This window comes from Arthrobacter sp. fls2-241-R2A-172, assembly GCF_030208885.1.
Classification (GTDB): domain Bacteria; phylum Actinomycetota; class Actinomycetes; order Actinomycetales; family Micrococcaceae; genus Arthrobacter.
Genome location: NZ_JARVTB010000004.1, coordinates 244,485 through 260,064 on the forward strand (window position 1 = coordinate 244,485; position 15,580 = coordinate 260,064).

At 63.3% G+C, this 15,580-nt stretch carries 15 protein-coding genes and 1 pseudogene; 8 read left to right on the top strand and 8 right to left on the bottom strand.

Annotated features, from left to right (window positions below; genetic code table 11):
- Window positions 1–57: 57 nt before the first annotated feature.
- From QRM57_RS09285 to QRM57_RS09300, 4 genes are all read right to left on the bottom strand, one after another.
- Entirely contained in the window at window positions 58–846 is a 789-nt protein-coding gene (locus QRM57_RS09285; RefSeq protein WP_235517248.1) for an amino acid ABC transporter ATP-binding protein, read from the bottom strand.
- Window positions 847–857: 11 nt separating this feature from the next.
- Window positions 858–1,649, bottom strand: a complete 792-nt coding sequence (locus tag QRM57_RS09290; RefSeq protein ID WP_211711986.1) for an amino acid ABC transporter permease — start codon at window positions 1,647–1,649, stop codon at window positions 858–860.
- Between the two features lie 80 nt (window positions 1,650–1,729).
- Window positions 1,730–2,527, bottom strand: a complete 798-nt coding sequence (locus QRM57_RS09295) for an ABC transporter substrate-binding protein (protein ID WP_284986385.1) — start codon at window positions 2,525–2,527, stop codon at window positions 1,730–1,732.
- 158 nt (window positions 2,528–2,685) lie between these two features.
- On the bottom strand, window positions 2,686–4,032 hold the full coding sequence (locus QRM57_RS09300) for an isochorismate synthase (protein ID WP_284986386.1): 1,347 nt from the start codon (window positions 4,030–4,032) through the stop codon (window positions 2,686–2,688).
- A gap of 91 nt (window positions 4,033–4,123) precedes the next feature.
- Between QRM57_RS09300 and QRM57_RS09305 the strand changes: the two genes are divergently transcribed.
- From QRM57_RS09305 to QRM57_RS09315, 3 genes are read left to right on the top strand one after another with little or no spacing between them, the layout of a single operon-like run.
- Window positions 4,124–4,885, top strand: coding sequence for a demethylmenaquinone methyltransferase (locus QRM57_RS09305; RefSeq protein ID WP_211711989.1), 762 nt, complete (start codon window positions 4,124–4,126; stop codon window positions 4,883–4,885).
- 28 nt (window positions 4,886–4,913) lie between these two features.
- The gene (locus QRM57_RS09310; protein ID WP_257370661.1) at window positions 4,914–6,257 is read left to right on the top strand and encodes a geranylgeranyl reductase family protein; all 1,344 of its coding nucleotides are present in this window, start codon (window positions 4,914–4,916) and stop codon (window positions 6,255–6,257) included.
- A 9-nt stretch (window positions 6,258–6,266) separates the two neighbouring features.
- A complete protein-coding gene (locus QRM57_RS09315; protein ID WP_284986387.1) occupies window positions 6,267–7,370 on the top strand; it encodes a polyprenyl synthetase family protein in 1,104 nt (367 codons plus the stop codon).
- 124 nt (window positions 7,371–7,494) lie between these two features.
- On the opposite strand, the gene QRM57_RS20965 is transcribed toward QRM57_RS09315, so the two are convergent.
- The 4 genes and pseudogenes from QRM57_RS20965 to QRM57_RS09330 all read right to left on the bottom strand — a co-directional run bounded on the left by QRM57_RS20965 (window position 7,495) and on the right by QRM57_RS09330 (window position 9,863).
- Window positions 7,495–8,016 (bottom strand): endonuclease domain-containing protein, encoded by a 522-nt coding sequence (locus QRM57_RS20965; RefSeq protein WP_350309841.1) that lies wholly within the window; start codon window positions 8,014–8,016, stop codon window positions 7,495–7,497.
- A gap of 219 nt (window positions 8,017–8,235) precedes the next feature.
- Window positions 8,236–8,364: pseudogene (locus QRM57_RS20970) on the bottom strand (type IV toxin-antitoxin system AbiEi family antitoxin domain-containing protein); the annotation flags it as partial.
- 391 nt (window positions 8,365–8,755) lie between these two features.
- On the bottom strand, window positions 8,756–9,178 hold the full coding sequence (locus QRM57_RS09325; protein WP_284986389.1) for a hypothetical protein: 423 nt from the start codon (window positions 9,176–9,178) through the stop codon (window positions 8,756–8,758).
- A gap of 13 nt (window positions 9,179–9,191) precedes the next feature.
- Window positions 9,192–9,863 (bottom strand): trimeric intracellular cation channel family protein, encoded by a 672-nt coding sequence (locus QRM57_RS09330; RefSeq protein WP_284986390.1) that lies wholly within the window; start codon window positions 9,861–9,863, stop codon window positions 9,192–9,194.
- Here QRM57_RS09330 and QRM57_RS09335 point away from each other — a divergent pair, their 5' ends adjacent.
- The 5 genes from QRM57_RS09335 to QRM57_RS09355 all read left to right on the top strand — a co-directional run bounded on the left by QRM57_RS09335 (window position 9,864) and on the right by QRM57_RS09355 (window position 15,573).
- A complete protein-coding gene (locus QRM57_RS09335; protein WP_284986391.1) occupies window positions 9,864–10,625 on the top strand; it encodes a sirohydrochlorin chelatase in 762 nt (253 codons plus the stop codon).
- Between the two features lie 135 nt (window positions 10,626–10,760).
- Window positions 10,761–12,497 carry a nitrite/sulfite reductase gene (locus QRM57_RS09340; RefSeq protein ID WP_284986392.1) on the top strand — a complete coding sequence of 579 codons (1,737 nt, stop codon included), beginning with the start codon at window positions 10,761–10,763 and terminating at the stop codon, window positions 12,495–12,497.
- A complete protein-coding gene (locus QRM57_RS09345; RefSeq protein ID WP_235517238.1) occupies window positions 12,494–13,213 on the top strand; it encodes a phosphoadenylyl-sulfate reductase in 720 nt (239 codons plus the stop codon). The genes QRM57_RS09340 and QRM57_RS09345 overlap by 4 nt, the downstream gene beginning before the upstream one ends.
- The gene (gene cysD / locus QRM57_RS09350) at window positions 13,210–14,169 is read left to right on the top strand and encodes a sulfate adenylyltransferase subunit CysD (RefSeq protein WP_284986393.1); all 960 of its coding nucleotides are present in this window, start codon (window positions 13,210–13,212) and stop codon (window positions 14,167–14,169) included. Before QRM57_RS09345 ends, cysD begins: the two co-directional genes overlap by 4 nt.
- Complete coding sequence (locus QRM57_RS09355) at window positions 14,170–15,573, top strand: sulfate adenylyltransferase subunit 1 (RefSeq protein ID WP_284986394.1); 1,404 nt, start codon at window positions 14,170–14,172, stop codon at window positions 15,571–15,573. It begins immediately after the preceding gene.
- Window positions 15,574–15,580: the final 7 nt, after the last annotated feature.

Consider the following 15,580-nt stretch of genomic DNA (forward strand, 5'->3'; position numbering starts at 1 on the left):
CTCTCGAGGCTTTGGGGGCTTCCAAAGCGCCGAGAGCTAACCCCTCGCGGCAGAGAGTTACGCTTCCTCGACGCCGATGTGTGTCGGATCCAGGACACGGCGCAGGAATTCCTTGGTGCGCGGCTGCGTAGGAGCACTGATGACGTGCTCGGCCGGGCCTTCTTCCACCACAACGCCGGCGTCCATGAAGACAACGCGGTCGGCGACTTCGCGGGCGAAGCCCATCTCGTGCGTGACCACCAACATGGTCATGCCTTCCTGCGCGAGTTTGCGCATGACTGCCAGGACATCGCCGACGGTCTCGGGGTCCAACGCGGACGTGGGCTCATCGAAGAGCATCAGCTGCGGGTCCATGGACAGTGCCCTGGCGATTGCGACACGCTGTTGCTGGCCCCCGGAGAGCTGGTCCGGGAAACGGTCGGCCAGGTGACCCAGCCCTACGCGCTCCAGGTTGTGGCGGGCCACGTTGGCGGCCTCGGACTTGGAACGCTTGAGCACCTTCATCTGGGAGATGGTGCAGTTGTCCAGCACGCTGAGGTGCGGGAAGAGGTTGAAGTGCTGGAACACCATGCCCACGCTTTGGCGCATCTTATTCAGGTCAACATCAGGATCCGTTGCTTCGAACTTGCCCACGTTGATGGTGCCCGCGTTGGGCTGCTCCAACAGGTTGACGCAGCGCAGGAGCGTGGACTTTCCCGAGCCGGAAGGCCCGATCAAGCAAACCACCTGGCCCGGTTCCACGGTCAGCGAGATGCCCTTGAGGACTTCGTTGCTGCCGTAGGACTTGCGCAGGTCCTTGATATCCACGCCAGCGGCGCGAACGGTGCTGTTTACGACGTCGTTCATGACTGTCCTGCCTATCGCTTCGTCCGCGCGGAGCGGCTTTCGAACTTCCGTGCCAGGAGGCTCAAGGGGATGGTGATGACCAGGTAGAAGGCGCCGGCCACGAGCAGCGGGGTCAGGCCCGCGCCGAGGCTGGAGATGCCATCGCGGCCGAACTTGGTGAGCTCGTACTGGGAAGCTGTGAGGCCCAGGACGTAAATCAGCGAGGAGTCCTTGGTGAGCAGGATGATCTCGTTGGTCAGCGGGGGCAGGACGATCTTGAACGCCTGGGGAATCACGATCGAAACCATGGCGCGCCAGTGCGGCATGCCAAGTGAACGGGCGGCTTCCATCTGGCCCTTCGGCACGGCCTGAAGACCCGCGCGGAGGGTTTCAGCGATGTACGCCGATGCCACCATGCCCAGCGAAACCATGACCACGATGTTGACGTCCCACTGGACACCGAAGGCCAGGGGAACGCCGTAGCCGAAGGCGATGAAGACCAGCAGCGCAGGGACACCGCGGAAGAACTCGATGTAGCCCGTTGCGAGCCAGCGGTACAGCGGGAAAGAGGAGAGTTTCATCAGGGCAAGCAGAAGGCCGCCTGACAAACCCACTACGAAGGCCAACGCCGTGTAGATAAGGGTGTTCTTGAGGCCCACCAGGAAGATGTCCGGGAACATCGGCCCGATCTTGGCGAAGTTGAAGACGCTGTTCCCAACAGTCTTCCAGTCGACGGCAAGGATCACCGCGGCCAGGACCACTACGAAGATTCCGGCTTGGACGTACAGGCTGACTTTGGCTCGTTGACGTGCAGTCATTGCCATGGTGTTCTCACATTCGTGTTGCGCAGGTGGGCCCCGAAACAGCGTGTAGTTTCGGGGCCCACCTGTGTGGATGTCGGGAGCTACTTGGAGGTTTCGCCGAACCAGGTGCTCTGGAACTTCTTCATGGAGCCATCATCCGTGAGGCGCTTGAGCGTGGCGTTTACGGCATCTGCCATGGCCGTGTTGCCCTTCTTGATGGAGATGCCCAGCTTCTCACCCGTTGCGTAGTCTTCGACGCGCTTGAGGTTGGAGTCATCCTTGATGGCGTAGCCAAGGACGGACTGGTTGCCGATGGCGGCGTCGATGGTGCCGGCCTTGAGTGCCTGGACCAGGAGGCCGGAGTCCTCGAACTGCTGGGCGTCAATTCCTTTGTCCTTGGCGTACTGTGCGCCGGTGGTGGCCTGCTGCACGCCAACCTTCTTGCCCTTCGCGCTGTCGATGTTGCTGATGCCCGAGGAGGACGTGGCAACGAGGGTCAGGTCGTCATCCAGGTACGGGTTGGAGAAGTCCATGACATTCTTGCGGACGTCGGTGATGGAGATAGAGGAGATGGAGACGTCGCAACCGGTCAGTGCGGTGCCGGTCTCGATGGCCTCGAAGGAGCTGTCCACCACGTTGAGCTCGGTCTTGGTGTCCTTGGCAATCTCGGCCGCGATGTCCATGTCGAAGCCAACAATCTTGCCGTCCTTCTGGAATTCAAACGGCTCGTAGGGAACATCCGAGCACACCGTGAGCTTGCCGGCGTTGATGAACTTGAGGCCGGAGTCGTTGGAGGCTGCCGGAGTGGACGAGCCGCCACAAGCGGTCAAGGCCAAGGCGCCGGCAGCGAGCACGGCGGCCATCTTGGTGCCGGACAGAACCGAACGGGAGATCTGCATGTTGTTTACCTTTTGTTGCGGTGGATGCTGAACTGAGTCGGTTTTAGTGTAGCGCCGAACATGAGATGTGCATCACAGGAAACGAAGTTTCACTATTAGATAACTAGTTTACGCACTTATCAACCGCCAAAAGGGAGTAGCTGTCCGGGATCCCAGATTCAGCGACGGATACCCAAAGCCTCGAGCATTGGCCGGAATTTAGCCCAGGTTTCCGCCAGCTCGGCCTCCGGCTGCGATCCCTCCACAATGCCGCAACCTGCGTACAGGCGGACCGTGTTGGCATCCTCGATAACGGCTCCGCGAAGCGCGATGCCCCATTCGCCGTTGCCCGCAGCATCCAGCCAACCGACGGGCCCGGCATACGGGCCCCGGTCCAGATGCTCAAGCTTGCGAATCAAAGCTCCCGCTACCAGCGTGGGCGTTCCGCACACTGCAGCCGTGGGATGCAGCGCGTTGATCAAGGCCAGGCATGTAGGGACGTGTCCCTCGATGTCAGCCAACTCTGCCTTTACGTCCGAGGCCAGGTGCCACACATTGGGCAGCTCCAGGATGAACGGCTCGCTATGCGAATTCATTGCCTCGGAGAACGGGGCCAACTGTCGCGTCAGGGAGTCGATCGCAATCTCGTGTTCGTGCCGCTGCTTCTCCGAACCGGCCAGCACCCGCTCGGCGTACTCCATCGGAGAACCGTCCATGCCGTCAGCGTCGCGACGGTCCAAGGTGCCAGCCAGCACGCGGGCCTGCGCCGTGCGGCCTTCGACCTGGATGAGCATCTCCGGTGTCGCGCCCACCAGGCCGTCCACGCCGTACGTCCAGCATTCGCGGTACCGGGCTGCGAGCTGGCGAAGAACCTCCGCAGCGTTGACGCCGTCCGGAAGGGTGGCTACGACGTCGCGGGCCAGCACGAGCTTCTCCAATTTGCCGGCGCGGATCTCCTCCACGCCATCGGCCACCGCCTGCATCCAGGCTTCTTCGCTGAGCGAGCCGTGGCTCAGGTAACCGTCCGCGGCAACAGCGTCCGGTGAGAGTCCGACGCCGGACCCGCCTGCCGCTGAATCCTCGCCGTTCGGCTCGCCGCCGCTCAGCCAGTGGTCAACAGAGGCTAGGACACCGGCCTCGGTGAGGTCGCCGTCGTCGAACGTTAGTTGGGTGGCCCAGGCGCGGCCATCACGGATGCCAACCACCAGCTCGGGCAGGATCAGGCGCGAGACGTGCGGGGACGTTTTGGAGAAGGCGAAGGAGCCGAAAGCGACCGGCCCGGTGCCCGGCAGCTCCATCTGGTCAGTGATTTCGGCCTCAAGAATGAGGTGCCGCCACCACATATCGGCCTCAAGGAAACGCTCAGGACCGGTGGCGCTGAAGCGGGTCAGCTCACCGAAGCCCACCAGGCCAGCCTCGCGGCGGGACCAGCAGAGAACGTCATCCCGCACCAGAAACGACGGCAGCCCCCCGGAGGATGATTCAACATCGAGGGGGACTGTCAAGGTGCGGAGCGTGCTGGTCATGATGGAACAACAGTACTCCCGCCCGCAGCCAGAATCTGAGCCGACTTCTACAGCGCAGCAAAGTCGGCGGAATGTCTGAGACAATTACAGGGTGAACCGAGCATCCTTGGAAAAGCGTCCGGACGAAGTTGCGACGATGTTTGATGATGTCGCCCCAAAATACGACGTCGTCAATGACGTCCTGTCCATGGGGCAGACCCGGCGGTGGCGCCGGATCGTGGTGGACGCCATGGACGTCAAGGTCGGCCAGAAGGTCCTGGACCTCGCCGCTGGAACCGGTACCTCCAGCGAACCCTACGCAGACGCCGGCGTTGACGTCGTAGCCTGCGACTTCTCATTGGGCATGCTCAAAGTCGGCAAGCGCCGCCGTCCGGACATCGACTTCATCGCCGGGGACGCCACCAACCTGCCGTTCGCGGACAACAGCTTTGACGCCTCCACCATCTCCTTCGGCCTGCGCAACGTCGTGGAACCGCGCAAGGCCCTCGAGGAAATGCTGCGCGTCACCAAACCCGGCGGCCGGCTGGTCATTGCCGAGTTCTCCCACCCCGTGGTGCCGCTGTGGCGCAACCTCTACACGGAGTATTTGATGCGCGCGCTTCCGGCAATCGCCACCAAGGTTTCCTCCAACCCCGACGCCTACGTCTACCTCGCCGAGTCCATCCGTGCCTGGCCGGACCAGGACCACTTGGCCCAGTGGCTCAGTGACGCCGGCTGGACTGACGTAACCTACCGCAACCTCAGCGGCGGCATCGTTGCCGTGCACCGCGCGCAGAAGCCCGCCGAGCACCGCGAAAGTGTCCCCGTAGCCAAGCTTCGCCGCCAGATTAAGCCGCGCCACCAGGCCGGCTAGCTCGTACTGCCTGCTGATTTAGGACGACGTGAAAGTACTGATTGTTGGCGCGGGCCCGGCCGGGTCCACCGCCGCGTATTACCTCGCCCAGGCGGGCATTGACGTCACGGTGCTGGAAAAGACCTCCTTCCCCCGTGAAAAGGTCTGCGGCGACGGACTCACCCCAAGGGCTGTCCGGGAAATCCAAAAGCTCGGATTGCCGCACGCCGTCTCTGAAGGTTGGAGGCGCAATAAGGGCCTCCGCCTCATTGCCGGCGGCCGCACCATCGAGCTGCCATGGCCCGAGGTCGCCGACTTTCCCACGTACGGCCTGATCCGGACCCGCCTCGGTTTCGACGAGGACCTGGCCCGTCACGCGCAGGCCGCGGGCGCCGTCGTCCTTGAACACCACAGTGTCACGTCGGCCCTGAAATCGGACGACGGCCGAGTCGTCGGCGTACGTGCCGCCATCCTTGACGAGTCCGGACGCAAGACGGGCGAAACGCGCGACTTCCATGCCGACGTCGTTCTTGCCGCAGACGGTAACTCCACGCGGACCGCTGTGTCGCTGGGTATGCACAAGCGGGATGACCGTCCGCTGGGTGTCGCCGTGCGCACCTATTTCACGTCGCCCCGGCACGAGGACGACTGGATGGAAGGCTGGCTTGAACTGCCGGATAAGTCAGGCAAGCCGCTGCCCGGTTACGGCTGGGTTTTTGGTGTTGGTGACGGCACCTCCAACGTTGGCCTTGGCATCCTGAACTCCTCCAAGCAATTCGGCAAGCTCGACTACAAGCAGGTCCTGCGCGAATGGACCGCCGGCATGCCCGCTGACTGGGGCTTCACGCCGGAGAACCAGGTAGGGGAGATCCGTGGTGCCGCGCTGCCCATGGGCTTCAACCGCACGCCGCACTACTCGCCCGGGCTGCTCCTGCTGGGCGACGCCGGCGGCATGGTGTCCCCCTTTAATGGCGAGGGCATTTCCTACGCCATGGAGTCCGCCCGGTTCGCGGCCGAGTTCATCATTGATGCGTCCTCCCGCTCCGCTTCAGCCGGCTGGAACACGCACGACGCCGATGCGCACCTTTCGCGGTACGCGGACTATGTGCGGGACCAGTGGGGATCGCACTTCACGCTGGGACGGCTCTTCGCTTCCTTGATTGGCAAGCCGGCTGTCATGAAGCTGGCACTTCGCACGGGAATGCCGATTCCGGTGCTGATGCGGTTTGTGGTCCGCATGCTCGCGAACCTCACCGATCCGTCAGCGAAAGGCTTCGAGGACCGCGTGATCCGGGTACTCGAAATGCTGGTTCCGGCGACGTCCAACACTTCTTCGTCCGGCGCGCTGACCGCAGCCGGCTCCGACACCGCGGTTTCCGCAACAACTAGTTAGGGTTAACCCGTGACGAACTCTGCCGAACACAGTTGGACGCATGCCGGGCACGGCCTGCCTGACTCCAACGAGCCTTCCCTGAACACCACAGCGATTGCTACGGGACTGCAACTGCCCGCTGGTTTCGCTGCCATTGCAGGGGACGCCGAACTCGGCCCCGCCATCACCAACAACCTTGCCCGGGTGGAGAAGAAGCTTCGCGAAGCCATCTCCAACTCTGACCCCTTGGCTGACGCGACGTCGCGTCACCTGGTGGAAGCCGGTGGCAAGCGCATCCGACCACTGCTCACACTGCTGTGCGCCCACCTCGGTGATGCTTCGCGCCCCGAGGTTGTCCAGGCTGCCGTGGTTGTTGAGCTCACGCACCTGGCCACGCTCTACCACGACGACGTCATGGACTCGGCTCCGTTCCGTCGCGGGGCTCCCACAGCACACGAGGTATGGGGCAACTCCGTGGCCATCCTCACCGGCGACCTCATCTTCGCCCGAGCCTCCATTCTCGTCTCCGAACTCGGCTCTCGTGCCCTCGGTATCCAGGCCCGGACTTTCGAACGCCTCTGCCTGGGCCAATTGCACGAAACCGTGGGGCCACGCGAGGACGAAGACCCCGTGGAGCACTACCTTTCCGTCATCGCGGACAAGACCGGATCCCTGGTTGCGGCCTCCGGGCAGCTCGGCGCGATCTTCGCCGGTGCCGATGAATCCTTTGAGGATTTGCTGGTTGAGTACGGTGAAAAGGTTGGCGTCGCGTTCCAACTTGCCGACGACGTCATCGACGTCACCGGCGTGAAGGTCAAGTCCGGAAAATCCCCCGGCACTGACCTCCGCGAAGGCGTACCCACCCTCCCGGTGCTGTTGCTGCGCCGCGATGCTGCTGCGGGGGACTCGTCTGCCGCCGAACTCCTCAAACTGATCGACGGCGACCTGTCCTCCGATTCGGCTTTGGCTGAGGCCGTGGCCGGCCTGCGTGAACACCCCGTCACCAACGAGTCGTGGAAAATCGCGCGCCAATGGTCCGCCGAGGCAGTCGCTGCACTCGCGCCCCTGCCGGAAGGCGTGGTGAAGGCGTCGCTGACCAACTTCGCCCACGCTGTGGTGGACCGCAGCAGCTAGGTTTTTCCGGGCGTGGCTTCCTGACCCGCTTTAGGCGCTTGACGGCCGCTTTGCACCCTTTTCGGGTTGCAAAGCGGCCGTTTTCGTTCCAAAGAAGCTTGGATCGCCACGGCAGACGATCGAATCACGACGCCGGCACCCACTTTGGTGTCCACCGCGACGGTCCGAAGTGCCCGGCTTCCCTGTTACCCAGCACGATGAGCACTTCAGCCACCATCTTCCCCGGATGGTGGACGACGTCGGAGTAGTAATAGCGAAGAGCCAGCAGCCCGCCACGCATGCTGGCGTTGTTCCGGTATTGGTCCTTCTTAACCTGCCTACCTTCCAAGTGGGTACCGCCGTCCAGCTCGATCACCAGGCAATCGTTGATCAGGCAGTCGACTTCACCAACCCCGGGTAGCTGCACGTGCATCTTCGCCCTGAGTCCTGCCCTGGTGAAGTGGACATGAGCCAGGACTTCCAGCAAGGAATCTGCCCTGGGAAGGACCAACCCCACAACAGCCCGCGCCCGGCCATTGCGGGGACCCGCCAGTTTGGACCTTAGGTAATCCGGGCTGAGCAGCGCCTGGCTCACAGCACTCTGGACCATGACCAGCGACTCCAGCTCCGGCCGGCAACGAAGGGCGTGAATGAGAACGTCAGCCACGCCTGCAACAGGTAGATAGGGATGCGGGGGATGGGTCATGCAGGCGTGGTCAACAACCTGCGGCTTGGGCAGACCGTTGCCGCAGCTTAAGTGCGAAGTTTCTGGTTCGTGAAGTATCCAAAGTCCGTAGAACCTCGCTGCCGAGATACAGGTCAGGCGGCCATTCGCGCGAAAGGCGGCTACGACGTCAGGGTCTGCTCCTTTGGTGACGTAGACGCCTCGCTGCAATCGGGTGATCACCCCGTTGTTCAACGCCGATGCCAGTGTTCGTTCAGAGAACCCGACCCGCTTCAAGTCTGCGGTTCTGGCCGCGCCGAGTCTGGATCGGAGGAATTGGGTGAGGTCCATCAGGCTATGGTTGCGGCGTTGGAGACTCTCCAGAGCCTGCTTTTCGGCCTATGTGGATAACTACACCGGGCCGTAAAAACGCAACGGCATCTTTGAATTTACGTTGACGCTAAGAGTTGCGCTTGTGACAGGATTGTCATAAGCTATTCACGGATCCACTAAATGCCTCCGGTGGGTCTGATGCGAACGGAGATTGTGGTCCCGGTTCGGTGCAGCGTATGACTCGTAACGTTGCAGCGAGCCGGGGCCATTCCGTTTAAGCCCGGAAACCCGTGGCTTTGTGACCTTCTTTCAATGCAAAACAGCCCCCATGCAATCAATCAAGGTTGCATAGGGGCTGCGTGTCGTTCAAACAGGGTCAGGAAGCCACGGGGGCGCCCTGAAAAAGGACCTAGTCTTCGTCGTTGAACGCCCACTCGAACATGTCGAAGACGAACTCGGAGAACGTTCCTTCTTCGCTCTTCCACTGTCCGCGGGCGTTGTTGCGGCGCCAGACGATGGGATCGGGGATGCCCAGATCAGCCGTGCGGAAGCCCCAAGTGAATTGCTCGTCCTCGTCCTCCAGGAACATGAGGAAACCTTCGTCGTCGACCTCGAGTTCCTCGGGATCCCAGAAGTAGTGGTAGGCCTCCATGAGGTCTTCGCAACCGCCGATGGCCAGGTAGAACTCGCGGAGAACCAGCGGGATGGTGAAGGAGTGGTCGGCAAGGGCCTCGTCCAGCTCTTCGGGCGTGAGGCCATCCTCTTCCTGCCATTCATCCTCGAGATACTTTGGGACCAGCGCGCGGAACTTCTCGAGGAACATGTCAGTCATGCTCTTATCCTAGCTAATCCCGGGCACCCGAAATTGCGCCCGTTCCGCGGCCGGGCCGGTGCCATCCACGGACCGCGAGCGGCACGCGCCAGCTGCGTCGCCAGGCAGTGACGCGGAAAGCGAAAACGACGGCGGCGACGACGCAGGCAGAGAGCCCGGTGAACAGCCCCAAATGCCACAGCAACGTGGTCAAGCCGGCACCAACAAAGGCCGGAAGGGCATAGAGGTCGCGGGCGTTGAAGAGTGTGGGGACCTCGTTCGCCGTAATGTCGCGCAGCAGTCCGCCACCCACGGCAGTGGTCACACCCAGCAGGATCGCGGCCACAGGATTTACGCCCGCGGTCAGGGCCTTCAGCGTCCCGGTGATGCAGAAGAGTGCCAGGCCGCCGGCGTCGAAGAGCGTTAAAAGGGAGGTAAAGCGCTGAACCGAGGAGAACAGGAAGTACACCAGCATTGCCGCCAGCAGGGGCGGGACCAGATAGGCGGGGTTGGTGAACGCGATCGGGGGACCGGCGTTGATGATGATGTCGCGGATCACGCCGCCGCCCAGCGCCGCAATCGAGGCCAGGAGCACGGAACCCACAATGTCGAACTGTTTGCGGGCCGCCAACAGTGACCCGGAGACCGCGAAGAAAAACACGCCAAATAGGTCAAGCCACAGAAGAAGGATGTCGATGGAAATCAAGTGGACGGTTTCTTTCTGGGTACGGCTCTCAACAGATGCTGGCTCAACGTTACGCTAGCTCCCATGAACAGCCCCGTTTTGATCGCGTGCGCCCACGGAACCCGCAACGCCGAAGGCCAGGCAGCAATCCGACAGGTCATGGCCGACATCGAGGCCCTTCGCCCCGGCTTGCGGGTGCTCGAGGCCTACGTGGACGTGCAGGAACCTGAGCTGGGGGGAGTGGTGGAGGGCCTGCCCGAGGGGACTGCCGCCGTCGTCGTCCCGCTTTTGCTGTCCACCGGCTTCCACATCAAAGTGGACGTACCCAAGGCGATCAAGAGTCGGCCCGAAGTGATCTCGGCCAGGCCGCTCGGCCCGGATCCGCGGCTGGCTGAGCTGCTTGCCGTGCATCTGCGGGCCGCAGGCCTGGAGGAGAACGACGGCGTGCTGGTGGCTGCCGCCGGCTCCTCGCTTCCGGACGGGTCGGTGGACTCGGAAGAGCAAGCGCGCCTGCTCGCTGAGCTGCTCCCCAACAAGGTCCGGGTCGCCTATGGTGCCAGCGCCAAGCCGACAGTGCCCGACGGCGTCGCCTCCTTGCGTGCGGAGCTCGCCGCCGATGGTGGGACGGGACGGGTGTTCATCGCGTCCTACCTCTTGGCGACCGGCTATTTCCACGATCAGCTGGCCAAGGCTGGAGCTGACGTTGTCGCGGCTCCGCTGCTGCCTTCACCGGTGCTCGCCGAGATCGCGTTGGAACGCTACGACGCAGTGCTGGCGAGCTGATTGCCTCCAAATCCGCCTGCATATGTGGCGCCGCCGGACAAGGCCACTGGCGTGTTCGTGACGAAATGTTTCCCTAGGTGACTCAACATTTCCAGACCTTTGCTGGCTAAATCTGGCCAGACCTACCCTCGATATATGACAGATACAGCTGTAGCCGGCGCGTCCGCGGAGACCGCCAAGCGCCCGGCGCGCACCCGCCCTGCCGCCAAGCCCCACGGCCAGTGGAAAGTTGACGGCACTGCCCCGCTCAACGCCAACGAAACCTGGAAGCAGGAAGACAACGGGCTGAACGTCCGTGAGCGCATTGAGTCTGTCTACTCAAAAGAAGGCTTCGACTCGATCGACGGCACCGACCTTCACGGCCGTTTCCGTTGGTGGGGCCTCTACACGCAGCGCAAACCCGGGATCGACGGCGGCAAGACGGCAACGCTTGAACCGCACGAGCTCGAAGACAAGTACTTCATGCTGCGCGTGCGCATCGACGGTGGAGCGCTGACCACCGAGCAGCTGCGCGTCATCGGCCAGATCTCCGTGGACTTCGCCCGGGGCTCGGCAGACCTGACGGACCGCCAAAACATCCAGCTGCACTGGATCCGCGTTGAGGATGTTCCGGAGATCTGGCGTCGCCTTGAAGGTATCGGCCTGTCCACCACCGAGGCCTGCGGCGATGTTCCCCGAGTCATCCTGGGCTCCCCGGTCGCCGGCATCGCCAAGGACGAGATCATCGATCCCACGCCGCTGATCCACGAGCTCGCCGAGCGATTCATCGGCGACCCCGAGCTGGCCAACCTGCCGCGCAAGTACAAGACCGCCATCACCGGCCACCCCTCCCAGGACGTGGTGCACGAGATCAACGACTTCGCCTTGGTGGGAGTTGTTCACCCCGAACTTGGTGCCGGCTACGACCTCTGGGTTGGCGGCGGCCTGTCCACCAACCCCCGCCTGGCCGAACGCCTGGGTGTGTTCGTCTCCGCCGACGTCGCCGCTGAAGTGTGGCTGGGCGTCACCAGCATTTTCCGCGACTACGGTTACCGCCGCATGCGTACCAAGGCCCGCCTGAAATTCCTCATGAACGACTGGGGTCCGGCCAAGTTCCGCCAGATCCTTGAAGACGAATACCTCGGCTTCAAGCTCCCGGACGGCCCCGCCGCTCCCAAGCCCACCGCTCCCGGTGACCACATCGGCGTCCACGAGCAGAAGGACGGCAAGTTCTTCATCGGCGTCACACCCACTGTGGGCCGCACGTCCGGCGAAGCACTGGTCACCTTGGCCGACACGTTGGAGAAGCACGGTTCCTACCGGCTGCGCACTACTCCTCACCAGAAGCTGGTGATCCTGGACGTTGCCAAGGAACAGGTGGAACCCCTGATCGCCGAACTGGACACCCTGGGCCTCTCCGCCCGGCCGTCCGTATTCCGCCGCGGCACCATTGCCTGCACGGGCATTGAGTTCTGCAAGCTGGCCATCGTGGAAACCAAGGTCACCGCAGCAACGGCCATCGCTGAGTTGGAATGCCGCTTGGCCGACCTCGTGGAGACCAAGCAGCTGCCGTCGGCACTGTCCCTCCACATCAACGGTTGCCCCAACTCCTGCGCACGCATCCAGACGGCCGATATCGGCCTGAAGGGCATGATGCTGCCAACGCCCGACGGCGACCCCACCCCGGGTTTCCAGGTCCACCTCGGTGGCGGGCTGGCCAACAACGAGCGCGAGGAAGCCGGCCTGGGACGTACCGTCCGCGGCCTCAAGGTCACGGTGGAAGACCTGCCCGATTACGTGGAGCGTGTGGTCCGTAAGTTTGTCGCCGTTGGCGCCGAGGGCCAGACCTTCGCTGAGTGGGCACACTCCGCCGACGAAGGAGACTTACAGTGACCGTAGCTGTAGCACTCAAGCGCTCCAACGAGGAGCTCAAGGCCCTGGCTGAAGCCGGCGCCGCTGAGCTGGGTTGGAACGCCAGCGCCACCGAAGCGATCGCTTGGGTGGCCCGCAACTTCGAACTGCCCGCGGTGACGGTGGCCTGCTCCATGGCCGACGCCGTCCTGCCGGCTTTGGTGGCGGACCAGCTTCCCGGCGTCGACGTCTTGTTCCTGGAGACCGGCTACCACTTCAAGGAAACGCACCAGACCCGCGACGAAGTTGCAGCGAACCTGCGCGTCAACGTCGTGGACGTCCTTCCGGAAACCACCGTGGAACAGCAGGACCGCCTGTTGGGCAAGGACCTGTTCGCCCGCGACCCCGCCCAGTGCTGCGCGCTGCGCAAGGTCCAGCCGTTGCGCCGCTCCTTGGCCGGCTACGAGGTCTGGTTCACCGGTGTCCGTCGCGACGAGGCACCCACCCGCACCAACACGCCGATCATCACGTGGGATGAAGGCTTCGGGTTGGTCAAGGTGAACCCGATGGTCGACTGGACCTTCGATCAGCTGATCGAGTACTCCGAGGACAACATCCTTCCCGTCAACCCCCTCCTGAGCCAGGGTTACCCGTCCATCGGCTGCCAGCCCTGCACACGCCAGGTTGCCCCGGGAGAAGACCCCCGCGCCGGCCGCTGGGCAGGATCCGACAAGACAGAATGCGGACTACACACATGAGCACGTACACAACAGAGGAGTCCACGGTGGAAGTTGCAGCGGCAGTCGACGCCCCTTCGGCTGAGCGGTTGAGCAGCCTGGACACACTCGAGTCCGAGGCCATTCACATCATCCGCGAGGTTGTTGCCGAGTTTGAGAAGCCTGCGTTGCTGTTCTCCGGTGGCAAGGACTCCGTGGTCATGCTGCACCTGGCCACCAAGGCCTTCTGGCCTGGCAAGGTTCCCTTCCCTGTGCTGCACGTGGACACGGGCCACAACTTCCCAGAGGTCATCGACTTCCGCGACCGTACGGTGGAGCGACTGGGCCTGAAGCTGGTTGTGGGCTCGGTGCAGGAGTTCATCGACCGCGGTGAGCTTGCTGAGCGTGCCGATGGCACCCGTAACCCGTTGCAGACCGTTCCGCTGTTGGACGCGATCCAGCGCAACAAGTTCGACGCCGTTTTCGGTGGCGGCCGCCGCGACGAGGACAAGGCCCGCGCCAAGGAGCGCATCCTGAGCCTCCGCGACGAGTTCGGCCAGTGGGACCCGCGCAACCAGCGCCCCGAGTTGTGGAACCTGTACAACGGCCGCCACACGGTGGGCCAGCACGTCCGTGCGTTCCCCATCAGCAACTGGACCGAGCTGGACATCTGGCGGTACATCGAGCGCGAGAACATCGAGCTCCCCAGCCTGTACTACGCCCACGACCGCGAGGTCTTTGCCCGCGATGGCATGTGGCGTGCAGTGGGCGAGGTTTCCCAGCCGCTGCCGCACGAGGAAGTCATCACCAAGCTGGTCCGCTACCGCACGGTGGGGGACATGTCCTGCACCGGTGCTGTCGAGTCCGATGCCCGCACCGTGGCCGACGTCGTTGTTGAAGTCGCCGCCTCCACCCTGACCGAACGTGGCGCCACCCGAGCAGATGACCGCATCTCCGAGGCAGCCATGGAAGACCGCAAGAAGGACGGCTACTTCTAAATGAGCACCGAAACATTGGCTGCCGGGCTGGAGACAGCCCTGCCCACTACTCTGTTCCGTTTCGCTACTGCCGGATCGGTCGACGACGGAAAGTCCACTTTGGTGGGCCGCCTCCTTCACGATTCGAAGGCGATTCTTGCTGACACGCTCGACGCCGTTGCCCGCACCTCAGCGGACCGGGGCTTCGGCGGCGAAAAGGGCGGGATCGACCTCGCCCTCCTGACCGACGGCCTGCGTGCTGAGCGTGAACAGGGCATCACCATCGACGTGGCTTACCGCTACTTCGCAACCGACCGCCGCAGCTTCATCCTGGCGGACTGCCCGGGCCACGTTCAGTACACCAAGAACACGGTGACGGGCGCGTCCACTGCGGATGCCGTCGTCGTACTTATTGACGCCCGCAAGGGTGTCCTTGAGCAGACGCGCCGCCACCTGTCCGTGCTGCAGTTGCTGCGCGTTGCTCACGTGATCGTGGCCGTGAACAAGATCGACCTGGTCGATTTCAGCGAGCAGGTGTTCCGCGACATCGAGGCCGATGTGCAGAAGGTTGCCCGCGAGCTCGGACTGGGTTCCGATGGTGTTGCTGACTTGCTGGTGGTTCCTGTGTCCGCCCTTGATGGCGATAACGTGGTGGACCGCTCCGAGCGCACCCCTTGGTACACCGGTCCTGCGCTGTTGGAAGTCCTCGAGACCCTCCCGGCCGCTGACGAGCTCGAGGCCGAACTGGAGAGCTTCCGCTTCCCGGTCCAGCTGGTGATCCGTCCGCAGGGTGCCCTTGCTCCTGACGCTGTTGCTGCCGGGCTCGATGTGGAGGCGTACCGCGATTACCGTGCCTACGCCGGCCAGATCACCGAAGGGTCGGTCAAGGTTGGCGACGAAGTGAGTGTCATCAGCCCGGGCCACGAACCGCGCACCACCACGGTGGTCGGCATCGACTTCGCCGGCCAGTCGTTGGAAGAAGCAGCCGCTCCGCAGTCTGTGGCTGTCCGCTTGGCTGACGAGATCGACATCGCCCGCGGTGACACCATTGCCGCAGCCGGTACGGTCCGCGAAAGCACTGCTGATCTGTATGCGTCCTTGGCATGGCTTTCGCCGAAACCGCTCCGCGAAGGCCAGAAGGTCCTGGTGAAGCACGGTACGCGCACGGTCCAGGCACTGGTCCGCAACGTCACGGGCAAGCTGGACCTGGCCACGTTCAACGTGGAGCCGGCGTCCACCCTGGACCTTAACGACATCGGACACGCACAGCTCCGGCTCTCTGCTCCGCTGCCGTTGGAGAACTACCTGCACCACCGCCGAACGGGCGCTTTCCTGGTGATCGACCCCATCGACGGCAACACCCTTGCCGCGGGCTTGGTCAAGGACCACCCGGGCGACCACGAGGACGAACGTTACGTCATCTAGGGTCACA

What these genes read in the sequence shown, in the direction of transcription:
- QRM57_RS09285 (WP_235517248.1), bottom strand. Translation starts at nt 846, where the DNA reads ATGAACGACGTCGTAAACAGCACCGTTCGCGCCGCTGGCGTGGATATC.
- QRM57_RS09290 (WP_211711986.1), bottom strand. Translation starts at nt 1,649, where the DNA reads ATGGCAATGACTGCACGTCAACGAGCCAAAGTCAGCCTGTACGTCCAA.
- QRM57_RS09295 (WP_284986385.1), bottom strand. Translation starts at nt 2,527, where the DNA reads ATGCAGATCTCCCGTTCGGTTCTGTCCGGCACCAAGATGGCCGCCGTG.
- QRM57_RS09300 (WP_284986386.1), bottom strand. Translation starts at nt 4,032, where the DNA reads ATGACCAGCACGCTCCGCACCTTGACAGTCCCCCTCGATGTTGAATCA.
- QRM57_RS09325 (WP_284986389.1), bottom strand. Translation starts at nt 9,178, where the DNA reads ATGACTGACATGTTCCTCGAGAAGTTCCGCGCGCTGGTCCCAAAGTAT.
- QRM57_RS09340 (WP_284986392.1), top strand. Translation starts at nt 10,761, where the DNA reads ATGACAGATACAGCTGTAGCCGGCGCGTCCGCGGAGACCGCCAAGCGC.
- cysD (WP_284986393.1), top strand. Translation starts at nt 13,210, where the DNA reads ATGAGCACGTACACAACAGAGGAGTCCACGGTGGAAGTTGCAGCGGCA.
- QRM57_RS09355 (WP_284986394.1), top strand. Translation starts at nt 14,170, where the DNA reads ATGAGCACCGAAACATTGGCTGCCGGGCTGGAGACAGCCCTGCCCACT.